Origin of the sequence: Halomonas denitrificans (assembly GCF_003056305.1) — a bacterium.
Lineage (GTDB): Bacteria > Pseudomonadota > Gammaproteobacteria > Pseudomonadales > Halomonadaceae > Halomonas > Halomonas denitrificans.
Genome location: NZ_PYVX01000006.1, coordinates 129,207 through 150,592, shown reverse-complemented (window position 1 = coordinate 150,592; position 21,386 = coordinate 129,207). Strand labels below are relative to the sequence as shown.

The 21,386-nt window shown below is 59.1% G+C and carries 19 protein-coding genes and 1 pseudogene; 16 read left to right on the top strand and 4 right to left on the bottom strand.

Annotated elements, in window-relative coordinates; translation table 11 throughout:
- Window positions 1-25 precede the first annotated feature (25 nt).
- From rpmJ to rplQ, 6 genes are all read left to right on the top strand, one after another.
- Entirely contained in the window at window positions 26-139 is a 114-nt protein-coding gene (gene rpmJ, locus C9F13_RS14915; protein ID WP_008959154.1) for a 50S ribosomal protein L36, read from the top strand.
- Window positions 140-262: 123 nt separating this feature from the next.
- Complete coding sequence (gene rpsM, locus C9F13_RS14910) at window positions 263-619, top strand: 30S ribosomal protein S13 (protein ID WP_108447062.1); 357 nt, start codon at window positions 263-265, stop codon at window positions 617-619.
- Window positions 620-658: 39 nt separating this feature from the next.
- Window positions 659-1,045, top strand: coding sequence for a 30S ribosomal protein S11 (gene rpsK, locus C9F13_RS14905; RefSeq protein WP_013331014.1), 387 nt, complete (start codon window positions 659-661; stop codon window positions 1,043-1,045).
- Between the two features lie 12 nt (window positions 1,046-1,057).
- On the top strand, window positions 1,058-1,678 hold the full coding sequence (gene rpsD / locus C9F13_RS14900; protein ID WP_108447061.1) for a 30S ribosomal protein S4: 621 nt from the start codon (window positions 1,058-1,060) through the stop codon (window positions 1,676-1,678).
- Between the two features lie 83 nt (window positions 1,679-1,761).
- The gene (locus C9F13_RS14895) at window positions 1,762-2,760 is read left to right on the top strand and encodes a DNA-directed RNA polymerase subunit alpha (protein ID WP_108447060.1); all 999 of its coding nucleotides are present in this window, start codon (window positions 1,762-1,764) and stop codon (window positions 2,758-2,760) included.
- A 39-nt stretch (window positions 2,761-2,799) separates the two neighbouring features.
- Window positions 2,800-3,183, top strand: a complete 384-nt coding sequence (gene rplQ / locus C9F13_RS14890; protein WP_108447059.1) for a 50S ribosomal protein L17 — start codon at window positions 2,800-2,802, stop codon at window positions 3,181-3,183.
- Window positions 3,184-3,268: 85 nt separating this feature from the next.
- On the opposite strand, the gene C9F13_RS14885 is transcribed toward rplQ, so the two are convergent.
- Both C9F13_RS14885 and uvrA read right to left on the bottom strand, forming a co-directional pair.
- Window positions 3,269-4,045 (bottom strand): hypothetical protein, encoded by a 777-nt coding sequence (locus C9F13_RS14885; RefSeq protein ID WP_108447058.1) that lies wholly within the window; start codon window positions 4,043-4,045, stop codon window positions 3,269-3,271.
- A gap of 143 nt (window positions 4,046-4,188) precedes the next feature.
- On the bottom strand, window positions 4,189-7,044 hold the full coding sequence (uvrA, locus tag C9F13_RS14880) for an excinuclease ABC subunit UvrA (protein WP_108447057.1): 2,856 nt from the start codon (window positions 7,042-7,044) through the stop codon (window positions 4,189-4,191).
- 159 nt (window positions 7,045-7,203) lie between these two features.
- On the opposite strand from uvrA, the gene C9F13_RS14875 reads away from it, so the two are divergent.
- The 6 genes from C9F13_RS14875 (at window position 7,204) to C9F13_RS14850 (ending at window position 14,778) form a co-directional block, all read left to right on the top strand.
- Window positions 7,204-8,598 (top strand): MFS transporter, encoded by a 1,395-nt coding sequence (locus C9F13_RS14875; protein WP_108447056.1) that lies wholly within the window; start codon window positions 7,204-7,206, stop codon window positions 8,596-8,598.
- Between the two features lie 81 nt (window positions 8,599-8,679).
- Window positions 8,680-9,288 carry a single-stranded DNA-binding protein gene (gene ssb / locus C9F13_RS14870; RefSeq protein WP_108447055.1) on the top strand — a complete coding sequence of 203 codons (609 nt, stop codon included), beginning with the start codon at window positions 8,680-8,682 and terminating at the stop codon, window positions 9,286-9,288.
- Window positions 9,289-9,423: 135 nt separating this feature from the next.
- Entirely contained in the window at window positions 9,424-10,722 is a 1,299-nt protein-coding gene (locus tag C9F13_RS14865) for a site-specific integrase (RefSeq protein WP_157955215.1), read from the top strand.
- A gap of 6 nt (window positions 10,723-10,728) precedes the next feature.
- Window positions 10,729-12,282 carry a site-specific integrase gene (locus C9F13_RS14860; protein WP_108447053.1) on the top strand — a complete coding sequence of 518 codons (1,554 nt, stop codon included), beginning with the start codon at window positions 10,729-10,731 and terminating at the stop codon, window positions 12,280-12,282.
- Window positions 12,275-14,350 (top strand): hypothetical protein, encoded by a 2,076-nt coding sequence (locus C9F13_RS14855; protein WP_108447052.1) that lies wholly within the window; start codon window positions 12,275-12,277, stop codon window positions 14,348-14,350. The genes C9F13_RS14860 and C9F13_RS14855 overlap by 8 nt, the downstream gene beginning before the upstream one ends.
- 2 nt (window positions 14,351-14,352) lie before the next feature.
- A complete protein-coding gene (locus tag C9F13_RS14850; protein ID WP_108447051.1) occupies window positions 14,353-14,778 on the top strand; it encodes a hypothetical protein in 426 nt (141 codons plus the stop codon).
- A 426-nt stretch (window positions 14,779-15,204) separates the two neighbouring features.
- Here the strand turns inward: C9F13_RS14850 and C9F13_RS14845 are convergent, their stop codons facing one another.
- Window positions 15,205-15,714 carry an MbcA/ParS/Xre antitoxin family protein gene (locus tag C9F13_RS14845; protein WP_157955214.1) on the bottom strand — a complete coding sequence of 170 codons (510 nt, stop codon included), beginning with the start codon at window positions 15,712-15,714 and terminating at the stop codon, window positions 15,205-15,207.
- A gap of 1,219 nt (window positions 15,715-16,933) precedes the next feature.
- Here C9F13_RS14845 and C9F13_RS14840 point away from each other — a divergent pair.
- Both C9F13_RS14840 and C9F13_RS14835 read left to right on the top strand, forming a co-directional pair.
- A pseudogene (locus tag C9F13_RS14840) lies at window positions 16,934-18,164 on the top strand (IS256 family transposase).
- Window positions 18,165-18,517: 353 nt separating this feature from the next.
- On the top strand, window positions 18,518-18,862 hold the full coding sequence (locus C9F13_RS14835) for a hypothetical protein (RefSeq protein ID WP_108447049.1): 345 nt from the start codon (window positions 18,518-18,520) through the stop codon (window positions 18,860-18,862).
- Between the two features lie 45 nt (window positions 18,863-18,907).
- Here the strand turns inward: C9F13_RS14835 and C9F13_RS17870 are convergent, their stop codons facing one another.
- Window positions 18,908-19,162 (bottom strand): antitoxin Xre/MbcA/ParS toxin-binding domain-containing protein, encoded by a 255-nt coding sequence (locus C9F13_RS17870; protein WP_108447048.1) that lies wholly within the window; start codon window positions 19,160-19,162, stop codon window positions 18,908-18,910.
- 78 nt (window positions 19,163-19,240) lie between these two features.
- Between C9F13_RS17870 and C9F13_RS17550 the strand changes: the two genes are divergently transcribed.
- Window positions 19,241-19,438 (top strand): hypothetical protein, encoded by a 198-nt coding sequence (locus C9F13_RS17550; protein ID WP_157955213.1) that lies wholly within the window; start codon window positions 19,241-19,243, stop codon window positions 19,436-19,438.
- An 806-nt stretch (window positions 19,439-20,244) separates the two neighbouring features.
- Window positions 20,245-21,357 (top strand): GGDEF domain-containing protein, encoded by a 1,113-nt coding sequence (locus tag C9F13_RS14825; RefSeq protein ID WP_245888798.1) that lies wholly within the window; start codon window positions 20,245-20,247, stop codon window positions 21,355-21,357.
- The last annotated feature ends 29 nt before the right edge of the window (window positions 21,358-21,386 follow it).

Genomic DNA, 21,386 nt, shown 5'->3' with positions numbered 1-21,386 from the left:
CGCCGCTGGCGATTTGGAGAGAACGATGAAAGTTCGAGCTTCCGTGAAGAAAATGTGCCGCAACTGCAAGATCATTCGTCGCAATGGCGCCGTGCGCGTCATCTGCAGCGAGCCGCGGCACAAGCAGCGTCAGGGCTAAGTCCGACGCTGCACTGAACCGGGTGCCGGCATGCCCCTTGTCCTCGAGCGAGGAAAGGGGTATGCTGTTGCGCCTTTTGTAGATGATTAATCGAGCAAGCCGCTCAAATTTCGGAGTAAGCTGATGGCCCGTATTGCAGGCGTCAATATCCCGGACAACAAGCATGCGGCGATCTCGCTGACCTATATCTTCGGGATTGGCCGTACTCGCGCGCAGGACATCTGTGCCGCGACCGGCATCGCGCCGACCACCAAGATCCAGGAGCTCTCCAGTGAAGAGCTGGATAGCCTGCGGTCTGAAGTCGGCAAGTACACCGTGGAAGGTGACCTTCGTCGTGATGTGACGCTGAACATCAAGCGTCTCATGGACCTGGGTTGCTATCGTGGTCTGCGTCATCGTCGTGGTCTTCCGCTGCGTGGTCAGCGTACCAAGACCAATGCGCGTACCCGCAAGGGCCCGCGCAAGCCGATCCGCAAATAACACGCACGTTCTGGCGTAAAGACAGGAATAGACATCAACATGGCTAACCCGCGTAGCAACCGTAAAAAGGTTAAAAAGCAGGTTGTGGATGCCGTTGCGCATATCCATGCCTCTTTTAACAACACGATCATTACGATCACAGACCGCCAGGGCAACGCCCTTTCCTGGGCGACTGCCGGTGGTTCGGGTTTTCGTGGTTCTCGCAAGAGCACCCCGTTCGCTGCTCAAGTGGCAAGCGAGCGTGCAGCGACCGCTGCAGCCGAGTATGGTGTGAAAAACGTCGACGTGCTGGTCAAGGGCCCCGGTCCTGGCCGTGAATCCGCCGTGCGCGCGCTCAATGCCGCCGGCTTCCGCGTGCAGAGCATCACCGACGCGACGCCCATTCCGCACAATGGCTGCCGTCCGCCGAAGAAACGCCGCGTTTAAGGAGACAGATTCATGGCTCGTTACATTGGACCGAAGTGCAAACTGTCTCGTCGTGAGGGGACCGACCTCTTCCTCAAGAGCGGTGTCACTCCCTTCGAGAAGAAGTGCAAATCCGAGCAGATCCCGGGTGTGCACGGCCAGCGCCGTCAGCGTCTTTCCGACTACGGCTTGCAGCTTCGCGAGAAGCAGAAAGTACGTCGCATGTACGGCGTACTCGAGAAGCAGTTCCGCAACTACTACAAGGAAGCGGCCCGCCTGAAGGGCGCGACCGGCGAGTTGTTGCTGCAGCTTCTCGAATCCCGACTGGACAACGTCGTCTACCGCATGGGCTTCGGCTCCACGCGCTCCGAGGCACGTCAGCTGGTCAGCCACAAGGCGATCGCCGTCAATGGCAAGACCGTCAACGTGGCGTCCTACCAGGTCAAGCCCGGTGACGTGGTCTCCGTCCGTGAGAAGGCGAAGAACCAGGCGCGCATCCAGACTTCCCTGGCCATCGCCGCCAACCGCGGCGACGTGGTGTGGGTCGAGACCGATGCCAAGAAGATGGAAGGCACTTTCAAGGCCCTGCCTGAACGCGGTGACCTGTCTGCCGACATCAACGAAAACCTGATCGTCGAGCTGTACTCCAAGTAAGCGGCGCCTGCGTCGTGCCGCCCCCGTTCGCGGGGGTGGCCTGGAGTACCGACAATCCGTTTGGCAGCCTGATAGGTGTTCATATGCAGCGTTCAGTGACAGAGTTTCTCCGTCCTCGCGACATCAAGGTCGAAGAGATCAGCGCACACCACGCGAAGATCGTGCTCGAGCCCTTCGAGCGTGGCTTCGGCCACACGCTGGGGAATGCCCTGCGTCGCATCCTGCTCTCGTCCATGCCCGGCTGTGCCGTGGTGGAAGCCGAGATCGCAGGTGTCGAGCATGAGTACAGCGCGATCGAGGGCGTCCAGGAAGATGTCATCGAAATCCTCCTGAACCTCAAGGACGTGGCGCTCCGGATGCATAGCCGCGACGAGGCAGTGCTCTCGCTGAACAAGCAGGGGCCGGCCGTCGTGACGGCAGGGGACATCGCGCTCGACCACGACGTCGAGATCGTCAACCCCGAGCATGTCATCGCCCACGTCAACGAGGGTGCCGAGCTGAAGATGCAGCTCAAGGTCGCCCGCGGCCGCGGCTACGAGCCCGCGGACGCCCGTGGCGAGGCCGACGACGAGTCCCGCGCCATCGGTCGCCTGCAGCTGGATGCAACCTTCAGTCCCGTGCGCCGGGTTTCCTACTCGGTCGAGGCCGCGCGTGTCGAACAGCGCACCGACCTCGACAAGCTGATCATCAACCTGGAAACCGACGGCACCCTGGATCCGGAAGAGGCGATCCGTCGCAGCGCCACCATCCTGCAGGAGCAGCTGGCCGCGTTCGTCGACCTGGAAGCCGACAAGGAACAGGAAGTGGTGGAGGAAGAGGATCATATCGATCCGATCCTGCTGCGCCCCGTAGACGATCTCGAGTTGACCGTTCGCAGCGCCAACTGCCTGAAGGCCGAGAACATCTACTACATCGGGGATCTGATCCAGCGCACCGAGGTGGAGCTGCTGAAGACCCCCAATCTCGGCAAGAAGTCCCTGAATGAGATCAAGGACGTGTTGGCCGCCCGCGGGCTTTCCCTGGGCATGCGGCTGGAGAACTGGCCGCCCGCTAGCCTGAAGGACGACAAGGCCTCCGCGTGAGCCTCGACTCGAGTCCCAGTTTGGTAAGGAATCACAACCATGCGTCATCGTAAGAGTGGTCGTCACCTGAATCGCACCAGCTCGCATCGCCAGGCCATGTTCAAGAACATGTCCGTCTCGCTGGTCGAGCACGAAGTGATCAAGACAACCCTGCCCAAGGCCAAGGAGCTGCGTCGCGTCATCGAGCCGCTTATCACCCTGGCCAAGCAGGACAGCGTCGCCAACCGTCGTCTGGCCTTCAGCCGCACCCGCTCCAAGGAAGCGGTCGGCAAGCTCTTCAACGAGCTGGGTCCGCGTTACGCCGAGCGTCCGGGCGGTTACGTCCGTATTCTCAAGTGCGGCTACCGCACCGGCGACAACGCCCCCATGGCCTTCGTCGAACTGGTCGACCGTCCGGTCGTCGAGGAAGCCGCCGAGGAGTGATCCTCGACCGGCGACCCTCGCGTCCCGAGACCCGAACCGGCTCCCCCAGGGAGCCGGTTTTTTTGTGCCTGCGGGTCAACCGATGTCAGAAGCGGTAGCTGAAGGCCAGCAGCGGTCCCTCGTAGATGACCCGGTCGAGGTAGTCGCTGTCGTCAAGCTTCCACTTCATGTAGCGGTAGGCGGCGGTCACGCTGCTGGCTCCCCAGGCGTACTCGATGCCGGTGAAGGCGTGCAGGCTGGCCTCGGTGCTGCCGGTGCCGACGTCGAGGATGAACGGCGTGGACCAGTGCGGGGTGTAGGCGTAGTGCCCGCGCACGCCGAAGGTGGCGTCGGTGAGGTTGTCCTCGGTCTCGAAGCGACGGCCGCCTGCGTCCGTTGCCACGGTCAGCTCGGTCTCGAAGCGGGTGTAGCGGATGCCACCGGTGCCGTAAAGGGCCCAGTCGGCCCCGCGGTACCACTCGTGGCCGACGAAGGCGTGGGCCATGATCGTCTTGGTGGTGAAGTCCAGCGCCGCCTCGATCGACTCGGGCCCGTCCGGCTCCCCGCTCTGCACCGGCACATCCACGTCGCCGTCCTTGCCGATATCGGCGTAGAGGCCGTCGAAGCCGTAGAGCCAGGGCCCGCGACGATGCACCAGGGTGCCCATCAGGCCGAACTCCAGGTTTTCCATCACCGTCTGGCGGCTGGTCTCGAGGCGCGTACCGCCCTCCAGCGTCTGATCGACGTCGGTGCCCCACAGGTAGAGCGAGACCGTGGTCTCCGCGGCGGCGACCTGGGTAGCCGGCAGGGCCAGACAGAACGCCGCCCCGGCGGCCAGGCGCGAGGCGGGGGCGAAGCGGGAGCGAGGGGTGGCAGAGGGCATGGGCATTCTCCAGGAGCGCGCAGGGCGGACGCTGATCGCATCTGACCTCAAGCTAGCACATCCTGGCACGTCCGCCGCCGGGCGGGGCCTCTGTCGGGGAACGGGGCACGGCCGTCCCGGGGAGGACGGCGCGCCGGGCGGGATCAGGCCGGGACGCTGTCGTGGCCGGCCTTGCTGCGTTCGAGCAGCGGCTTCAGGAAGCGACCGGTATGGGACGCCTCGTGGCGCGCCACCTGCTCCGGCGTGCCCTCGGCGACGATCCGCCCGCCGCCGGAGCCGCCCTCGGGTCCGAGGTCGATCAGCCAGTCGGCGGTCTTGATCACGTCCAGGTTGTGCTCGATGACCACGATGGTGTTGCCGTGATCGCGCAGGCGGTGGAGCACCGTCAGCAGCTGGCGGATGTCCTCGAAGTGCAGGCCGGTGGTCGGCTCGTCGAGGATGTAGAGCGTCTTGCCGGTATCGCGCTTGGCCAGCTCCCGGGCCAGCTTGACCCGCTGGGCCTCGCCGCCGGAGAGGGTGGTGGCGCTCTGTCCCAGGCGGATGTAGGAGAGGCCGACGTCGAGCAGGGTCTGCAGGCGCCGGGCGATGGCCGGCACCGGCGAGAAGAATTCCAGCGCCTCCTCGACGGTCATCTCCAGCACCTCGTGGATGCTCTTGCCCTTGTAGGCGATCTCCAGGGTCTCGCGGTTGTAGCGCTTGCCCTTGCAGACGTCGCAGGGCACGTAGATGTCCGGCAGGAAGTGCATCTCCACCTTGATCATGCCCTCGCCCTGGCACGCCTCGCAGCGCCCGCCCTTGACGTTGAAGGAGAAGCGGCCCGGCTTGTAGCCCCGGGAGCGCGCCTCCTGGGTGCCGGCGAACAGCTCGCGGATCGGCGTGAAGATGCCGGTGTAGGTGGCCGGGTTGGAGCGCGGCGTGCGCCCGATGGGGCTCTGGTCGATGTCGATCACCTTGTCGAGGTGCTCGAGCCCCTCGAGGCGGTCGTGGGCCGCCGGGGTCAGCGACGTGGCGCGGTTGAGCTCCCGGGCGGCGATCGGCATCAGGGTGGCGTTGATTAGCGTCGACTTGCCGGAGCCCGAGACGCCGGTGATGCAGACGAAGAGTCCCAGCGGAAGCGTCAGGGTGACGTCCTGGAGGTTGTTGCCCCGGGCGCCTGAGAGGCGCACCACCTTCTCGGGGTTGCCGGGGATGCGCCACGGCGGCACCTCGATGCGCCGGCTGTTGCACAGGTACTGGCCGGTGAGCGAGTCCGGGGTCGCCATGATCTCCTGGGGCGTGCCCTGGGCGACGATGCGACCGCCGTGGACGCCGGCCCCGGGACCGATGTCGAGCACGTGGTCGGCGGCGCGGATGGCGTCCTCGTCGTGCTCGACCACGATCACGGTGTTGCCCAGGTCGCGCAGCCGCTCCAGGGTCTGCAGCAGGCGGTCGTTGTCGCGCTGGTGCAGGCCGATGGAGGGCTCATCGAGGATGTACATCACGCCGACCAGGCCGGCGCCGATCTGGCTGGCCAGGCGGATGCGCTGGGCCTCGCCGCCGGAGAGCGTCTCGGCGCTGCGCTCCAGGTTGAGGTAGTCGAGTCCGACGTTGACCAGGAACTCCAGGCGCGCGTGGATCTCGTTGATGATTTTCACGGCGATCTCGCCGCGGCGTCCCGGCAGGCTGAGTTCGGCGAAGTAGGCCAGCGCCTCGCCGATCGGCAGCCGCACGAGCTCGGGCAGGGTGTTGTCGTCGATGTAGACGTGCCGGGACTCCTTGCGCAGCCGCGAGCCGTGGCAGGTCGGGCAGGGCTGCACGGCGATGTGGCGGGCCAGGTCCTCGCGCACCATGCTCGACTCGGTCTCGCGGTAGCGGCGCTGCATGTTGGGCAGCACGCCCTCGAAGGGGTGCTCGCGGGTCACCTTGCGGCCGCGGTCGTTGACGTAGTGGAAGGCGATCTCGTCGTTGCCGCTGCCGTAGAGCACGACCTCGCGCTCGTGGCGGGCCAGGTCCTGCCAGGGGGTCTCCAGGGTGAAGCGGTAGTGGTCGGCGACCGCCTGCAGCTGGTTGAAGTAGTAGACGCTGCGCCGGTCCCAGCCCTTGATCACCCCCTCGGCCAGGGAGAGCTCGGGGTGGCTGATCAGCTTGTCGGGGTCGAAGAACTGCTGCACGCCCAGGCCGTCGCAGGTGGAGCAGGCGCCGGCCGGATTGTTGAAGGAGAACATGCGCGGCTCGAGCTCGGCGATCGAGTAGCCGCACACCGGGCAGGCGAAGCGCGCGGAGAAGGCCAGATCCTCCGCCTCGCCGTCCATGAAGTGGATCATAGCGGTGCCGTCGGCGAGGTTCAGCGCCGTCTCGAAGGACTCCGCGAGGCGCTGGGCCAGCCCCTCGCGGACCTTGATGCGGTCGACCACCACGCTGATGTCGTGCTTCTTGTTCTTGTCCAGCGGGGCGATGTCGTCGAGCTCCAGCACCTGGCCATCGACCATGGCGCGCACGAAGCCCTGGGCGCGCAGCTCGGCCAGCAGCTGCAGGTGCTCGCCCTTGCGCCCCTTGACCACCGGGGCCAGCAGCATCAGCTTGCTGCCCTCGGGCAGGGCCAGCACCTGGTCGACCATCTGCGACACGGTCTGCGCCTCGAGGTCCTCGCCGTGCTCGGGGCAGCGCGGGGTGCCGGCGCGGGCGAACAGCAGGCGCAGGTAGTCGTAGATCTCGGTGATGGTGCCGACGGTGGAGCGCGGGTTGTGGGAGGTGGACTTCTGCTCGATGGAGATCGCCGGCGACAGCCCCTCGATGTGGTCGACGTCGGGCTTCTCCATCATCGACAGGAACTGGCGCGCATAGGTGGAGAGCGACTCCACGTAGCGGCGCTGCCCCTCGGCATAGAGGGTGTCGAAGGCCAGCGACGACTTGCCCGACCCGGAGAGCCCGGTGACCACGATCAGCTTGTCGCGGGGCAGCTCGACGTCGATGTTCTTCAGGTTGTGGGTGCGCGCACCCCTGACCAGAATAGTGTCCATTCCCACCTCGCCGGACGCGGCAAAACCTCGATTATACGGGGCGGGCCGCACCGGCGGCAAAGCGCCGCCGCCCTCGGCTTTCCCTGGGGGGTGGCGAGCCGCTAGAATATGCGGTCCACCTCCGGCCCCCAGGGCCCGCCCACGGAATATCGAATCGCTATGCGAAAGGTCTCAGGACTGCTGTTAGCCACCGAGCGTCGTGCCATCACCGGGCTGGCCGGGCTCTATGCCACGCGCATGCTCGGGCTGTTCATGGTGCTGCCGGTGCTGGCCCTGTACGCCGACGACCTGGCGGGCGCCACGCCGCTGCTGGTCGGCCTGGCACTGGGCATCTACGGCCTCACCCAGGCGGTGCTGCAGATCCCCTTCGGCCTGCTCTCCGACCGGCTGGGGCGCAAGCCGGTGATCGCCTTCGGCCTGGTGCTGTTCATGCTCGGCAGCCTGGTGGCCGCCCAGGCCGACACCATCGGGGTGGTGATCCTGGGCCGCTGCCTGCAGGGCAGCGGTGCGGTGGCCGCGGCGATCATGGCGCTGCTCGCCGACCAGACCCGCGAGCAGGTGCGCACCGCCGCCATGGCCACCATCGGGCTCTCGATCGGCGTGGCCTTCGCCGTGGCCATGGTGCTGGGACCCTGGCTCGCCGCGGACTACGGCCTCGCCGGGGTCTTCTGGTTCACCGCTGCCCTGGCGCTGCTGGGGCTCGGCGTGCTGTGGAAGCTGGTGCCGCCGGCGCCGCGCCGGGTGCGCCATCGCGACGTGGGCATGGACCGCGAGCAGCTGCGCGGCATCCTGGCGCGCAGCGACCTGTGGCGCATGGACCTCTCGATCTTCGCCCTGCACCTGGTGCTGATGGCGATCTTCGTCGCCGTGCCCTTCCGGCTGGTGAACGCGGGCATCGCCGAGCCGCAGCATGGGCTCGTCTATCTGGGCGTCATGCTGCTGGCCTTCGTGGCCATGGTGCCGCTGGTGATCGTCGCCGAGAAACGGCGCCGCATGAAGAGCATGTGCCTCGCCGCGATCACCGGCATCACCCTGAGCCTGTTCGGGCTGGCCGGCCTCGGCGAGGGCACCTGGGCACTGTTCGGCTGGCTGCTGCTGTTCTTCATCGCCTTCAACCTGCTCGAGGCGACCCTGCCCTCGATGCTCAGCAAGCTCGCCCCGGCCGGCGCCAAGGGCACCGCCATGGGCGTCTACTCCACCAGCCAGTTCCTGGGCGCCTTCCTCGGCGGCGTGCTGGGCGGCTGGCTCGCCCAGCAGTGGGGCCTCTCCGCGGTCTTCATCGGCTGCGGCCTGCTGGGGCTCGCCTGGCTGGCGGCGATGGTCGGCATGACGCCCCCTCGCCACCTCTCCAGCGAGGTGGTGGCGCTGGACGACCATGAGCAGGACGACGCCCTGGAGACGCTGATGGCGCGCTTCGCCGACGTGGCCGGGGTGGAGGATGTGCTGGTCGTGCCCGAGGAGCGCCTGGCCTACCTTAAGGTGGACCGGCAGCGCCTCGACGAGCAGGCCCTGGCGCGCCTCACCGGTTCCGGTAATCCCCACAGCGGCACCTGAGCCGCGTATGATCCGGGTAGGGCGCCCAGGGTGCCGCTCGATCGCCGTATAACGCATTTCATGACAGCAAGGAGTTCCCCCATGGCCCGTGGCGTCAACAAGGTCATCCTCATCGGCAACCTCGGCCAGGATCCGGAGGTGCGCTTCACACCCTCCGGCACCGCCGTGGCCAACCTCAACCTGGCCACTACGGACACCTGGATGGACCGCCAGAGCGGCCAGCGCCAGGAGCGCACCGAGTGGCACCGGGTGGTGATGTTCAACAAGCTGGCTGAGATCGCCCAGCAGTACCTCAAGAAGGGCTCCAAGCTCTACATCGAGGGACGCCTGCAGACCCGCAAGTGGCAGGACCAGAACGGCCAGGACAAGTACAGCACCGAGATCGTCGCCAACGACATGCAGATGCTCGACGGCCGCGGCGACGGCGGCCAGGGTGGCGGCTTCGGCGGCGGCCAGCCGGGTGGCGGGCGTCCCCCGCAGGGCGGCCAGTACGGTGGCCAGCCCCCGCAGCAGGGGGGCGGCTTCGGCGGCCAGCAGCCGCCTCAGCAGGGCGGCCAGTACGGGGGCGGTCAGCCCCAGCGCCCGGCCCCGCAGCCGGCCCCGCCCCAGCAGGGTGGCCAGCAGGGCGGCAACTATGGCGCCCCGGATCCGGGCAGCTTCGACGATTTCGACGACGAGATCCCGTTCTAATTCGGACCTTTTAGTGTTTTTGTAGAGGAAAAGCCTAATGCCCCGCTTCGCGGGGCTTTTTTATGAATTTAGCTTTTTTTATGTAGATTTACGGTCTAGCATGTCTGTACATGTCTAATGTGTTGAGGAAAGAGGGTGCTCAATCGTGAGAGCTTGATATTTGAAAGTGGGGAGCGGTACGCGACCTTTGTCGATGATGATGGTGTTCCCGACTTCTGGATAACTTTGTTTGTGACCGTGCAGCTGAGGCCGTCACTCTCGCAGAATGCGATATTGGGAATTCTTCAGGATATTGCTCACTTCAAGCTCTGGGAGCAGGTGAATGGGAGGGATGTCCTTTCAGAATTCCGGAAGGGTAAAGTTCTTTCTGATATCGATGTCCTGAGTATTCGTGACCATTGCGCTAACGAGACCCGTAGTATTCGTAGATGGTTACAAGCTTCGGTGCAGCGAAAGGTGGTTGTGCTAGGTCGGACGCGGAATAATAAGACAGCAACATTCCCACGCGTTGGTAAGGCACATCAAGCGAACCGCATCGCCCACATTGCTAATTATTTAGACTTTGTTGCCCGTACGATGCTTCGCGCAAATAGCGATTTTACTGATCTTGGTAAACTGCTCAGCGACATGCGACTTCGCCTTCTCAAACAAAGGCCAAGAGTGTCAGGGAAAGGGGGCATCAGGGAAGAAGGACAACAAGGCGCGCCCCCAAAAGCTTTTGACCAGCTAATGGAATGCGTCAAAGAAGATTCGGAGGCAAACCCCTATAGAAACAGTGGGGTAAAACTTCGAAATGCATTAATGTTTGAACTTCTGTACCACACTGGAGTGCGTGCTGGGGAATTGCTAACCCTTCGTATCGAGGACATAGTGTTCGGACCCACCGCCAGCATTAGGGTTAGAAGGCTACATGACGATGAGATAGATCCTAGGCGGCACCAACCAGTCGCGAAAACCCTGCCGCGGACTATTCCAATCCCAATTAAGGTAGCTGAACGTCTTCGTCAGTACATAATCGAGGTGCGTTCCACGATCAAAGGGGCTAGCCGACACCCATTCTTGTTCGTTACTCATCATGCCGCGAGGCACTGCGAGGGTAACCCCATCTCTGACAGTACATTCCGAAACCGTATCTTAAAGCCGGCTGTGAAAAAAAATGAAGAGTTGTTTTCTGAGATTACTCGACATGGCTTCCGCCACAATTTTAATTACCGGCTTTCCAAGAAAATAGACGCTCACAATGAACGGGCAAAGGTGGACACTTGCTTGGTCCCTATTTCTGAGAAAGAAGAGCTGCAGATACGTAAGCAGTTAAACGGTTGGCAATCTGATGAAACTGCTGAGAAATATAATCTACGTCACATCAAGGAAAGAGCAGATGCTTTGCTTAAAGAGGATGGGAAGAACCAGTTGATGGAATCAGAGGAAGGTTAATCCGCGATGTTAGCTAATTTAAGGAAAGATGTTGAAGAAAGCGCTGCTTCTCCGGATTGGCGACATTCCAAGATGGGGTACCTGTTTAACACCTCAGAGTATGTTTGGCAGCTTGATGGATCACAAACGATCTATCTGAGATCACTTTTAGATGTAGCTGAAAGTGAGGTCGCTTCAGGACTGCGTCAGGCGTTAGCGCATTATGCTGAAGAGGTCTCGGGTGCTACCGTAAGACAAGTTGTTTCGCACCTTCGTGAATACGCACGAATCAATGGTGGTCTCAACTTTAACGTCTCAGGTGTTGCGAGATATAAAGATAGTGGGTGTTCAGGTGAGGAGAATCTTGGACACCTTAGGTCGTTTCTTCTCTCATGGTTTGACTGGGGGTTTCCTGGTATAGAGGAAAAGGTCATAAAATTTCTTGGTGAATTGACCCTAAAAGGCAGTGTGAAAGGAAAAACAGTAAAAGGTAGATGCCCCTACAGTGGGCCGCTGACAATGCTTGAGCAGGGTGCGTTGGTTGAGTGGTCATCCAACGCTTTCATGCGTAAAGAGATTACCTTGCAACAGTATGCACTCCTTATGACCCTTATGCTAACTGGGCGAAGAATGGTGCAGATTAGAAGCCTTAGGAGTGAGGACCTCATTGCGAGGGAAGACGAGAGCGGCAATGAATACATACTAAGAGTTCCCCGCGTCAAACAAAAGCGTGGAGGATTTCGGGATGAGTTTAGAACCGTACCGATTGAAGAAGATATCTATTTGCTGCTCGAAAACTTGGCGCAGAACGTGAAGCAAAAAGTCGGGGCTGTTCTGGGGTGTGAAGTCACCTCGAATATAGCCAAAAAGCTACCGGTTTTCATGCATGAAAGCCGTCTTATTGAACTTAGGAATGTAAGAGAACTGGACCAGGTGTTAGCTGAGACTCCTGACTATCTACATATGAATTATGCGCAGTCTATGACTGAAATGCACAATATCAATGTGGCATGTCGGGCTAAGTCTGAGCGCACAGGAGAGTTTATTCATATCTCGTCGCGACGATTCCGTTATACAAAGGGCACGAATTTGGCGAGACGGGGGATTGAGGGAACGGCGCTAGCATATTCATTAGACCATACCGACACCCAACATGTTTCGGTGTATACTGAAAATACAGCTGCTAACGCAAAATACATTGATGAGATTATGTCCCCCGTACTGGCTCCGCTTGCTCAGGCTTTTGCAGGTCAGTTGATTGATTCCGAGAGGGAAGCACATCGTGCAGCTGATCCGCATAGCCGAATCAAGAACAGCGGATCGAACGACATTGGAAATTGTGGTACACATACATTTTGTGCCTCAGGTTATCGTGCTTGTTATACATGCACAAATTTTCAGCCATGGGTGGAGGCCCCGCACTACGAAGTAAAGAAAGAGGTTCTCGAAGAGCGTGAGAGGCAGAAGAAGCTTGGTGTCTCGCCAGCGGTGATAGGCGCGACAGACCGTTTGCTTCTGGCTGTTGAAGAAGTTATCAGCCTATGCTCGGAAGCAAAGGCGAAGGAGGCCATCGATGGCTGATGTTGTCTACTTTTCTCCGCGTTTCGAGAAAGACGCGCGACGCAACTTAGATGATTTTATATGTTTCTGTAGGAATGAATTGACGCTTTATGAAGAACAGGGTGGATTCGATGTGAACCTATGGAGGTTCAATCATAAAGGTAAGCCTATAGCGATGCGTTTTTCGCGTTACAGTGATAAGAATAATAATTATGAATATGAACCTTTTTCAGAGCCGTTTCTCACCTTTGCCAAGGCATATATTCGATATCAGCAGAGTCTGAATCAAGTTGCATCGGTGCAAGACAAGATGGTAGCACTCAGAGCCATCCATGACGCTTTGATAGAGGTTCACCATGAGGCCTGCCCGCTACGTATTGATGGCTTGGTCCAATACAAGGTAGTGGAGCTTCTGGAGAAGTGGTTCGGGAAGTCTCAAAAGCTATATCGCCATGGTGGTCAGTTAGAGAGATTGTATGGTTTTCTTATTGAAAAGGCGATAACGCCCTCGCTGCCATCGTGGAAGAGGTCATGGAAGAAACAGAAAGAGAATGCTATTCGGGTCGACTCAAAAGCGCGGAAATGGCAGGAAGAACGCTGTCCAAGCATTCACCAAATGTTGGCGCTAGCTGACTGTTTTCAAAAGGCTAAGACGGTAAAGGACAGGTACTGGTCCAGTGTTATTGCCCTTCTGATGTTTGCTCCAGGTCGCGGTGGAGAGTTGTGTGAGTTGACTGTGAACAGCTTGCACGAAGAGGAAGGCAGGCTTGCGGTGAGGTGGTACAGTGAAAAGGGATTCGGCGAGAACCTAAAATGGGTGCCTCTTGAAATGGAGGCGGTAGTAAAAGAGGCATTTCAACGACTCATTGAAATAGGCGGGCCGGCTCGAAGGGCTGCTAGGTTTTCTTATGACCATCCAGGGGTTTTTCCTTGGCATGATGGCTGCATGACAGATGAGATGTTCCCTCAGGACAAGCCGCTCGATGCTCTGCAGTTTGCAGCCGCCATGAAGCTTTCTCAGGCAGCAGAAAAGTTGCAGCAGTGTTCGGGGAGCTTAACAGATTTAGCCTCTTGGCAGCGGGTGGGAATAAATACTCAGTGGATAAAAGAATTAAAAAAAGGTGGGGCTCCTAGCTATCGGAAGCTTGCGGAGTACTTTGGAGAGAAATACCGTAGAGGGTCTTGGCCTTATCTCCCTAATACCAATCAATTTGTATGGGATTCTCTTTTACTTGTAAGAGATTATGAGTTGCACTCGTCTTTTGTGGCCCGGCCGTTTAGCTGGATTTTGCCTTCAGTCAACAACCTAAATGATCAGTTGAAGGCGCGCAAGCTCAAGAACCCTATGCCAACGATTTTCCAGCGCTTCGGGTGTAAGGATGAGGATGGCTCGGAAATTCAGATGACCTCGCATCAGCTGCGAGTTTGGCTTTCCACCAATGCCGAGCGAGGTGGAATGGATAGTTGGCGTCTTGCCCAGTTTGCAGGGCGCGCACGGGTTAAGGATAACCGAAGCTACGATTTGCGCACTGAGGAAGAAAAAGATAAGCAGGTGCGTGACATTCTTCGACTTGAGGAGCGGCCGACTGCGCTTCAGGCGATCAAGATGAATTTGCCTGTTTCCTATAATGATCTCGGCATAAATCGGCTGGGCATTGCCGATGTCACTGAGTATGGAATGTGTACGCATGACTACGCCATGTCGCCTTGCACTAAGGGTGGTGAGTGTATGACCTGCAAAGAGCATGTCTGTATTAAAGGCATGCCGAATACGTTGGATAGGATACTTCGTTTGGAGGGGCTGGTGGGGTCTCAGTTGAAAAAGGCACAGCGTGATTCCTTCGATGGTGCTTATGGTGCAGATCGATGGGTGACACACCTTGGCTGGAAGCTGGCTCATATTAAGACACAACGTTTACGCCTTGAGTCTGATGATACACCTGAGGGCGCAGTGTTGTGGATTCCGCCTGAGCATGATCCTAGCCCGGTAAAGCGTGCTCTGGGACAGCAGGGGTACGAGGCCACTCCTGACGAAAAGGGATTGGTGGACCAGTCGACGATTTCTGATTTTCTGTTGAAGGATGAGTAAACATGCCGAAGAAGATTATTACCCCACAGACTCTGCTTATTGCACTCGAAGAAATTGATCGGTGGTCGGGTAAGTTGACTTGGGAGCTGTTTTCTCAGCACTTGGCGAAAGTCTTAGGCGAGAAGGCAATATCTCGACATACTTTGCTGTCTTATCCAGAGCTAGTCGATGCTTTTAAGCAGCGTAAGAAGTCAATCAAGGTGGAAAAGGAAAATCAGCCGGTCAGGTCTGACGTGACTCTGGAAGGTGCAATGGAGAGAATAGGTGAGCTTGAAGCGAAGAATGCGCGATTGGTAAGAGAGAACGAGCGGCTGAAAGAGCAGTTTGTTCGTTGGCAGTACAATCTTTATATGATGCCTGGAGTTGATATGTTTAGCCTCAGCCAGCAATTGGATAAACCCCTATCGCAAATCGACCGGAGGGGGTGAGGTGAATCATTCGTCCAATCAAGATGAATAAGGATGTTTACGGAAAATAATTCGCCACTGAAAACTTGAAACGTTTCAGTCATGGCTGAATGAACGGGAAGCTGCAAGCGTCTGGGCCTACTACTCCGGCGAGGTCAGCTCAACCTTAATGTGATTGCTGTCGAGTGCGGCTTTGATCAGTCTGCGCCATAACCCGATGCTCAAAGCCGCTTTGGAGGTTCCTCATGCAGAGGGCACCCTTTCTCTGGTAATGGGGTAAGGTCTCCGCTGATGTAGGGGGACACGGCCTCTGCGTCTGAAAAGCTTCGTATCCTCTCGATCAACACTCGCACCGGGCAACGCGTGAAGGTGTCTACGAAACCCGGGGCAATTTTCGCCATAAATGTAAATTCTGCTCTTGGGTACTGATCCTGTCGTAGCCGATGATCATGCGAAGCCGCCCTGGCATTCAGCCCCAAGATACTGGCGAACAGCTTGTAATTTCGCTAACCCGCCATGCCGGAGGCAGTCGATTGGTGAGGCTCCCTGGAACAGGGCAGCTTTGTTAGGCTGATGGATCCAGCGACGTTGCCGGTCTGTCAGTGGAAACAAGGTCACCAGCGCCTTGTAGATGCCCAGTATGAGAGAGACCCGCTCGTACTGCTCGGGCTCCAGCACTGCTTGGGATGGAGCGTTCGACCAGGTGCGGTAGGTCTCTGCATCCAGCCCTAGGGTATCGGCCATTTCAGCATCTGAAATTCCCCACTCGCGCGCAATGTTCGGCATAGTGCGCATGACCGCCGCGCTGATAGCAGCATTTCTTTGAGCTTCCCATTCCTCGGCGCTTACCGGTTCAAAAGGCCTTTCGTACCCGTGTCTCGAACCCTGTAGGCGCTGCAAAGAGGTGTCGGTGGCATCACCAACTGTATTATTCCTCCGATTGCGGTCTTTTCGCATCACCATGCCCCCTAATCTAAAAAACCTTCTTTTACTTTACACCATGTCTTTAAGCGGTGGCCGTACCAAGGTTGGCTACAAGACCCGGTCGCAGGGCATCACAGGTACGTCAGTCGCCCTAGTTGCTGGGGGCGTGGCCTGAATGCCCCATGCTATGCGGGCTACGCTAGTTTCTCCCTACTGATGATCGGGCTGAAAATCCCCGTACCGTGCGGGCTACGCCAGCTTCTCCCTGGCACCGGACAGGTCCCTCAGCAGCGGCGAACTCGCGAGTATCAGCATCCAGCCTCAGGGCCTCGCAGGTACGCTAGTTTCTCCCTACCGATGATCGGGCTGAAAGCCCCATGCTAAACGGGCTACGTCAGCTTCTCCCTAGTACCGGATAGGTCCCTCAGCAGCGGTGAATTCGGGAGTACGAGCACCCAGTCTCAGGGCCTCGCTGGTACGCCAGTTTCTCCCTACTGATGATCGGGCTGAAAGTCCCGTGCCATGCGGGCTACGCCAGCTGCTCCCTAGTACCGGACAGGTCCCTCAGCAGCGGCGAATTCGCGAGTACGAGCACCCAGTCCCAGGGCCTCGCAGGTACGCCAGTTTCTCCCTACTGATGATCGGCTGAAAGCCCCGTGCCATGCGGGCTACGCCAGCTTCTCCCTAGTACCGGACTGGTCCCTCAGCAGCGTCGAATTCGCGAGTATGGGCATCCAGCCTCAGGTCCTCGCAGGTTCGCCAGTTTCTCCCTACCGATGATCGGGCTGAAAGCCCCGTGCTATACGGGCTACGCCAGCTTCTCCCTAGTACTGGACAGGTCCCTCAGCAGCGGTGAATTCGCGAGTACGAGCACCCAGTTCCGGGGCCTCGCAGGTACGCCAGTTTCTCCCTACTGATGATCGGGCTGAAAGCCCGTACCATGCGGACTACGCCAGCTTCTCCCTAGTACCGGACAGGTCCCTCAGCAGCGGCGAATTCGCGAGTAAAAGCCCTCAGCAGCCATGGACAGGTCGCTATTTCGCGAGCACCTAGTCCCAGGGCCTCGCAGGTACGCCAGTTTCTCCCTAGTTCCCAGCAGATCTCTCAGCAGTGTCGAATTCGCGAGTAAAAGCACTCAGCGCCATAGGCAGGGAGCTATGGTGATTTCTGGTGTACGGGAGGAGGTAGGAAGGGTGGCGTATCCTGTTGATTGATCACGACCAAGATCTCAATCAACAAGAGCGGATACGCCATGACCGACTCTACCCTCCGAGCCCTGTCGCAGCCAGAACCCGAGATCTCCGACCCGTTGAACGAATTGTTGCGCCAAGGGGCACGAGACCTCATTGCCAAAGCCGTGGAAGCCGAGCTGGCGACGTTCCTGGCCCAGTTTACCGACACGACTCTGGAGGACGGTCGACTGGAGGTGGTGCGCTATGGCTATTTGCCGGAGCGTACCGTGCAGACTGGCATCGGCGACGTCACCGTCAAGGTGCCCAAGGTGCGGGACCGGAGTGGCGGCCAGGCCTGCTTCAACAGCAGCCTGTTGCCGCCCTACCTGAAACGGACCCGCAGCGTCGAGGAGTTGATTCCCTGGCTCTATCTCAAGGGTATCTCCACCTGCGACTATCAGGAGGCCCTGTCGGCTCTGCTGGGTGACTAGGCGAAGGGCCTATCGGCCAACACGGTCTCGCGATTGAAGGCCCAGTGGCTCGACGAGCACAAGGCCTGGTGCCAGCGGGACTTGGTGGGCCGATGGCGTCTTCAGCAATGTGCGATTGGATGACCGCCTCTGTCTGCTGGTGATCGTTGGCGTCACCGAACATGGCCGCAAGGAACTGGTCGCCGTCGAGGATGGCCATCGCGAGTCGGAAGCCAGCTGGACGGAGCTGCTCACGGGCCTGCATGAGCGTGGCCTGACAGAGGCTCCCAGGCTGGCGATCGGCGATGGCGCGCTCGGTTTCTGGAAGGCGCTGAGCAAGGTCTACCCGACCACGGCGCACCAGCGTTGCTAGGTCCACAAGGCGGCCAATGTGCTGAACAAGCTGCCCAAGTCGGTGCAGCTTAAGGTCAAGGCCGACCTGCACGAGATCCGGATGGCCGAGACGCGTGAAGCGGCCCACCAGACCTTCGACCGGACGCTGAAGCGCTTCGGCGCCAAGTACCCCCAGGCGATGGAGTGCCTGGCCAAGGATCGGGACGAGCTGCTGGCGTTCTATGACTTCCCGGTAGAACACTGGTTGCACATTCGCACCACCAACCCGATCGAGTCGACCTTCGCTACGGTCCGTCTGAGGACCAAGCGCAGCCGGAACTGCGGCTCCCGGGACACGACCCTGGCGATGGTCTTCAAACTGCTCCAGACCGCCCAGAAACGCTGGAGACGGATCAAGCACTTCCAGAAGCTGGAGCTGGTGGTCAGCAACGTCAAATTCCAGGACGGGGAGCAGGTAGCCGATCAATCAGACAGGAATGCGGCCTGACTGCCATCCACCAGATTTGACGATAACTCATAGGCAGGTCGCTATCTCGCGAGTACCATCAACCAGATCCAGGTTCAGGGCCTCAGAAGTAGGTCAGTCTGCCCAGTCGCTCCCAGACACAGAAATCTGTATGGCTAGAGGGCCAAGAAATAGTATCCATGGGTTCCATCAAATAACCGATAAACGGGACTTTTGTATATGCGAAAAGGTTTTTGAGATACTTTTACGCAAAGTCAGCCCACATAGCGTGAGTGTATGACCTCAACCTTGGCCGTGCAGGCACCATGGCGCCACCAGTGGTGGCCGTGCCAAGGTTTGGTTATGAGCACACACGTGCAAGAGGGGGAGGGGCTATGACAAACAAGGACAAGGCCACTACGGGGCTGCAGACAGCCGTCACGATTTTGGGAAAGTGGGGTGCCACCAGTGAGCAGGGCACAGCGATCCTGCGTGTTTCCCCTGACAGCTATGCGCGTGCCATGCGTCATGATCCAGAATGGCAGGTCAACCTGGATGAAGACCAGCTCACTCGAATCAGCTACGTGCTGAACATCCATGCCGCGCTGCGGTTAATCTTCGACAACCCGTCGAACGTGTACGGCTTCATGTCGATGGTCAACCACAACGAAGGTTTCAATGGCCGATCACCGTTAGAAGTCATCGCCGACAGCGACCTTGTTTCACTGCGCGAGACGTAGCTACGCGTGGATGCGAGCAGGATCTGGTAGACCGTCGGAACAGCATTACACCACTCCACCCCACTTTAGGGCGTGGAGAACCCGGCGAACCTGATGCTCCCCTGGTTCTGTGTCACAAAGCGCGACGGGGGGCTGTCCGCCCAAGGCGGCGTTGGGGCGGTTCATCCAGGAGATGGCTGCCTCACGATCTTCAAAGACATCGGCCGCTAGGTCGATCACAGCGATGATGCGGTCGTGGGGATTACGAGACACGGTAACCTCGTTTGTAGCTGTGTCATGTGTCAGATTGCAGTTTAGCATGTCCAAAGATTGAACAACCGAGCAGTTAGTGGCTGCTGGTCGCACCGACAATCAACTTCCCTTGCCTTGGAGGTCAGCATGGCAACCCCAGAGACTCAGGTGATAGTGAAGACCCAAGCAGGAAAACAGTCTAAAGCTCGGTCGTACTGCATCAGTTCTGCGGACGTTGCTGGAACGGAAATCAGCGGTGCTGAGCGTCTTAAAGCCCTTAAAAAGCACCATAAGAAAGCCATCGAAACTGTCCGCTGCCATCGCAAAGCGCTCGGCATCATCTAATTTTCCGGATCTCGTAAAGCACGACGGGATGCTGTTCACCCGAGTGGCGTTGTGGCGGTTCATCCAGGATGCGCTGGCCGAGCCTGGGCCGGACGGTGACCTTGGGCGAGCGGGCCGTATATTAGATAATTTAGGCGTCCATGGACACCATCAAGGCCGGATCAGGATGCGGAGAGGTGAAGGGAGCAGAAAAGGGCGTACAAGGATGCCATCAGATAACCGATAAACGGGCCTTTTCTATACATAGAAAGGTTTAATCGATTTCTTTACGGAAAAGCAGCCCGCTCTGCACGACTGGTCGCATGATATAAAGAAAACGACCAAATTATGTGCGACAGCTAACGGCCAGAAGCGGACCATTCCGGCGGAATCATCAACTAAGTACTGTTGGTGCAGCTTCGCAAGCAAACCTTGGTAGTCTTGACATCATCGCATCATCTCGCCAGCAAATCAAAGCATGTCTGATGTGGTGCTCCTGAATCACGAGCGAGACCCGCGCCAAGTACCGGTTCATCTTGGTCAATACCGGGTGGGAACACGGACTTGACGCGATAGAACGGCGGGTGATGTCAGTGATCATTGTCACCCAGCCAACTTACAGCTACCTTTAAACGCTTATATTGCACTAGGCCGGCAAGTAGAGGCGCTCACCGCTAAGACCAAAGCGGTGAAGGCTGCAATCACTATGGGACGGGGAGAGTCGGCCTGTGTCATCACCCACTACACGATACTCACTGCACCAGCTGACCGGTCAGTTTCGCGAAACGACCAAAGAGGCGATATATCGTCGGGAGGTCGCACCCAGGGTGCGGCTCGAGTCCGGCCTGGCGATCAGCGTGGCGGCGCTGGTATTCGGTATGTTCGCCATCTCCGACTATCACTACATCGGCGTGAGCAAGGAGCTCTACCTGCTGCTCGCCATGCGCCTGGTGGTGATGGTCTCCTGCCTAGTTCTCGCTTTCTTGATCGGTCGCGCCGGCGACTATAACCGCCGAATCTGGCTACACGCCCTACCCCTCTGGATCCTGGCGACGGGTATTATCCTGATCGTGCCCCTAAGGCCCGATAGCCTCCCCACTCAGGTCACCGCATTGCTGGTGGCCATCATGGCGTTCTACCTACTGATCCCCAACCTTCTGCCTGTGGTGGCCATCGCCAGTCTCTACCTGAGCGTAGGCTTCCTTACCGCGGCAGTGACGATGGCCGACATCTCCGCAGTGGTCACCCTGCGCATCCTGTTGCTGGTGGTCATGGCCAACGCCGTAGGGTTCTTCGCACTGCTTCGCTTGGAAAAGCTACAGCGCAAACAGTTCGCGCTCCTGGAGGACGAGCGTGTACGAAACTGCCAGCTTAGCGAAGAAATTACTCACCGAAAGTCGCTGGAGGTCCAGCTGCGCTGGGTCGCCGAACGGGATGCACTGACGGGCCTCGACTCTCGCCGCCACTTTATGACGCAAGTCCAGGGCCTGCTGCACCGTTCACGGCACAAAAGGACGCCCTTCAGCCTCTTCATGATCGACGTGGATCACTTCAAGGCCATCAACGATACCTGGGGGCACAGCCAGGGGGATCGGGTGCTTACGGCGATGGCGGAAACGTGCAAGCGAGCCCTCCGCCCGCAGGACGTGATCGGGCGCTTCGGGGGCGAGGAGTTCATCGTGGCTCTGCCGGAGACTCACCTGCAGGATGCACAAATTGTGGCAGAGCGCCTGCAGAGCAAGGTCTCCGAGCTAGAGATGGTGGAAGACATGCCCAACCACCGCCTCACCGTCACCATTGGCATCGCCGGGGGACTTGTCGGGGAAGTCGACCTGGACGACCTGATCCAGCAGGCCGACCGGGCCCTCTATGCCGGCAAGCACGGCGGCAGGAACCGGGTCGTGTTGAGTCCGAAAATGGGAAACGAGGGTTGCAACTGAAGATGTGGCTGCCCGGCACCGCTTTCTAT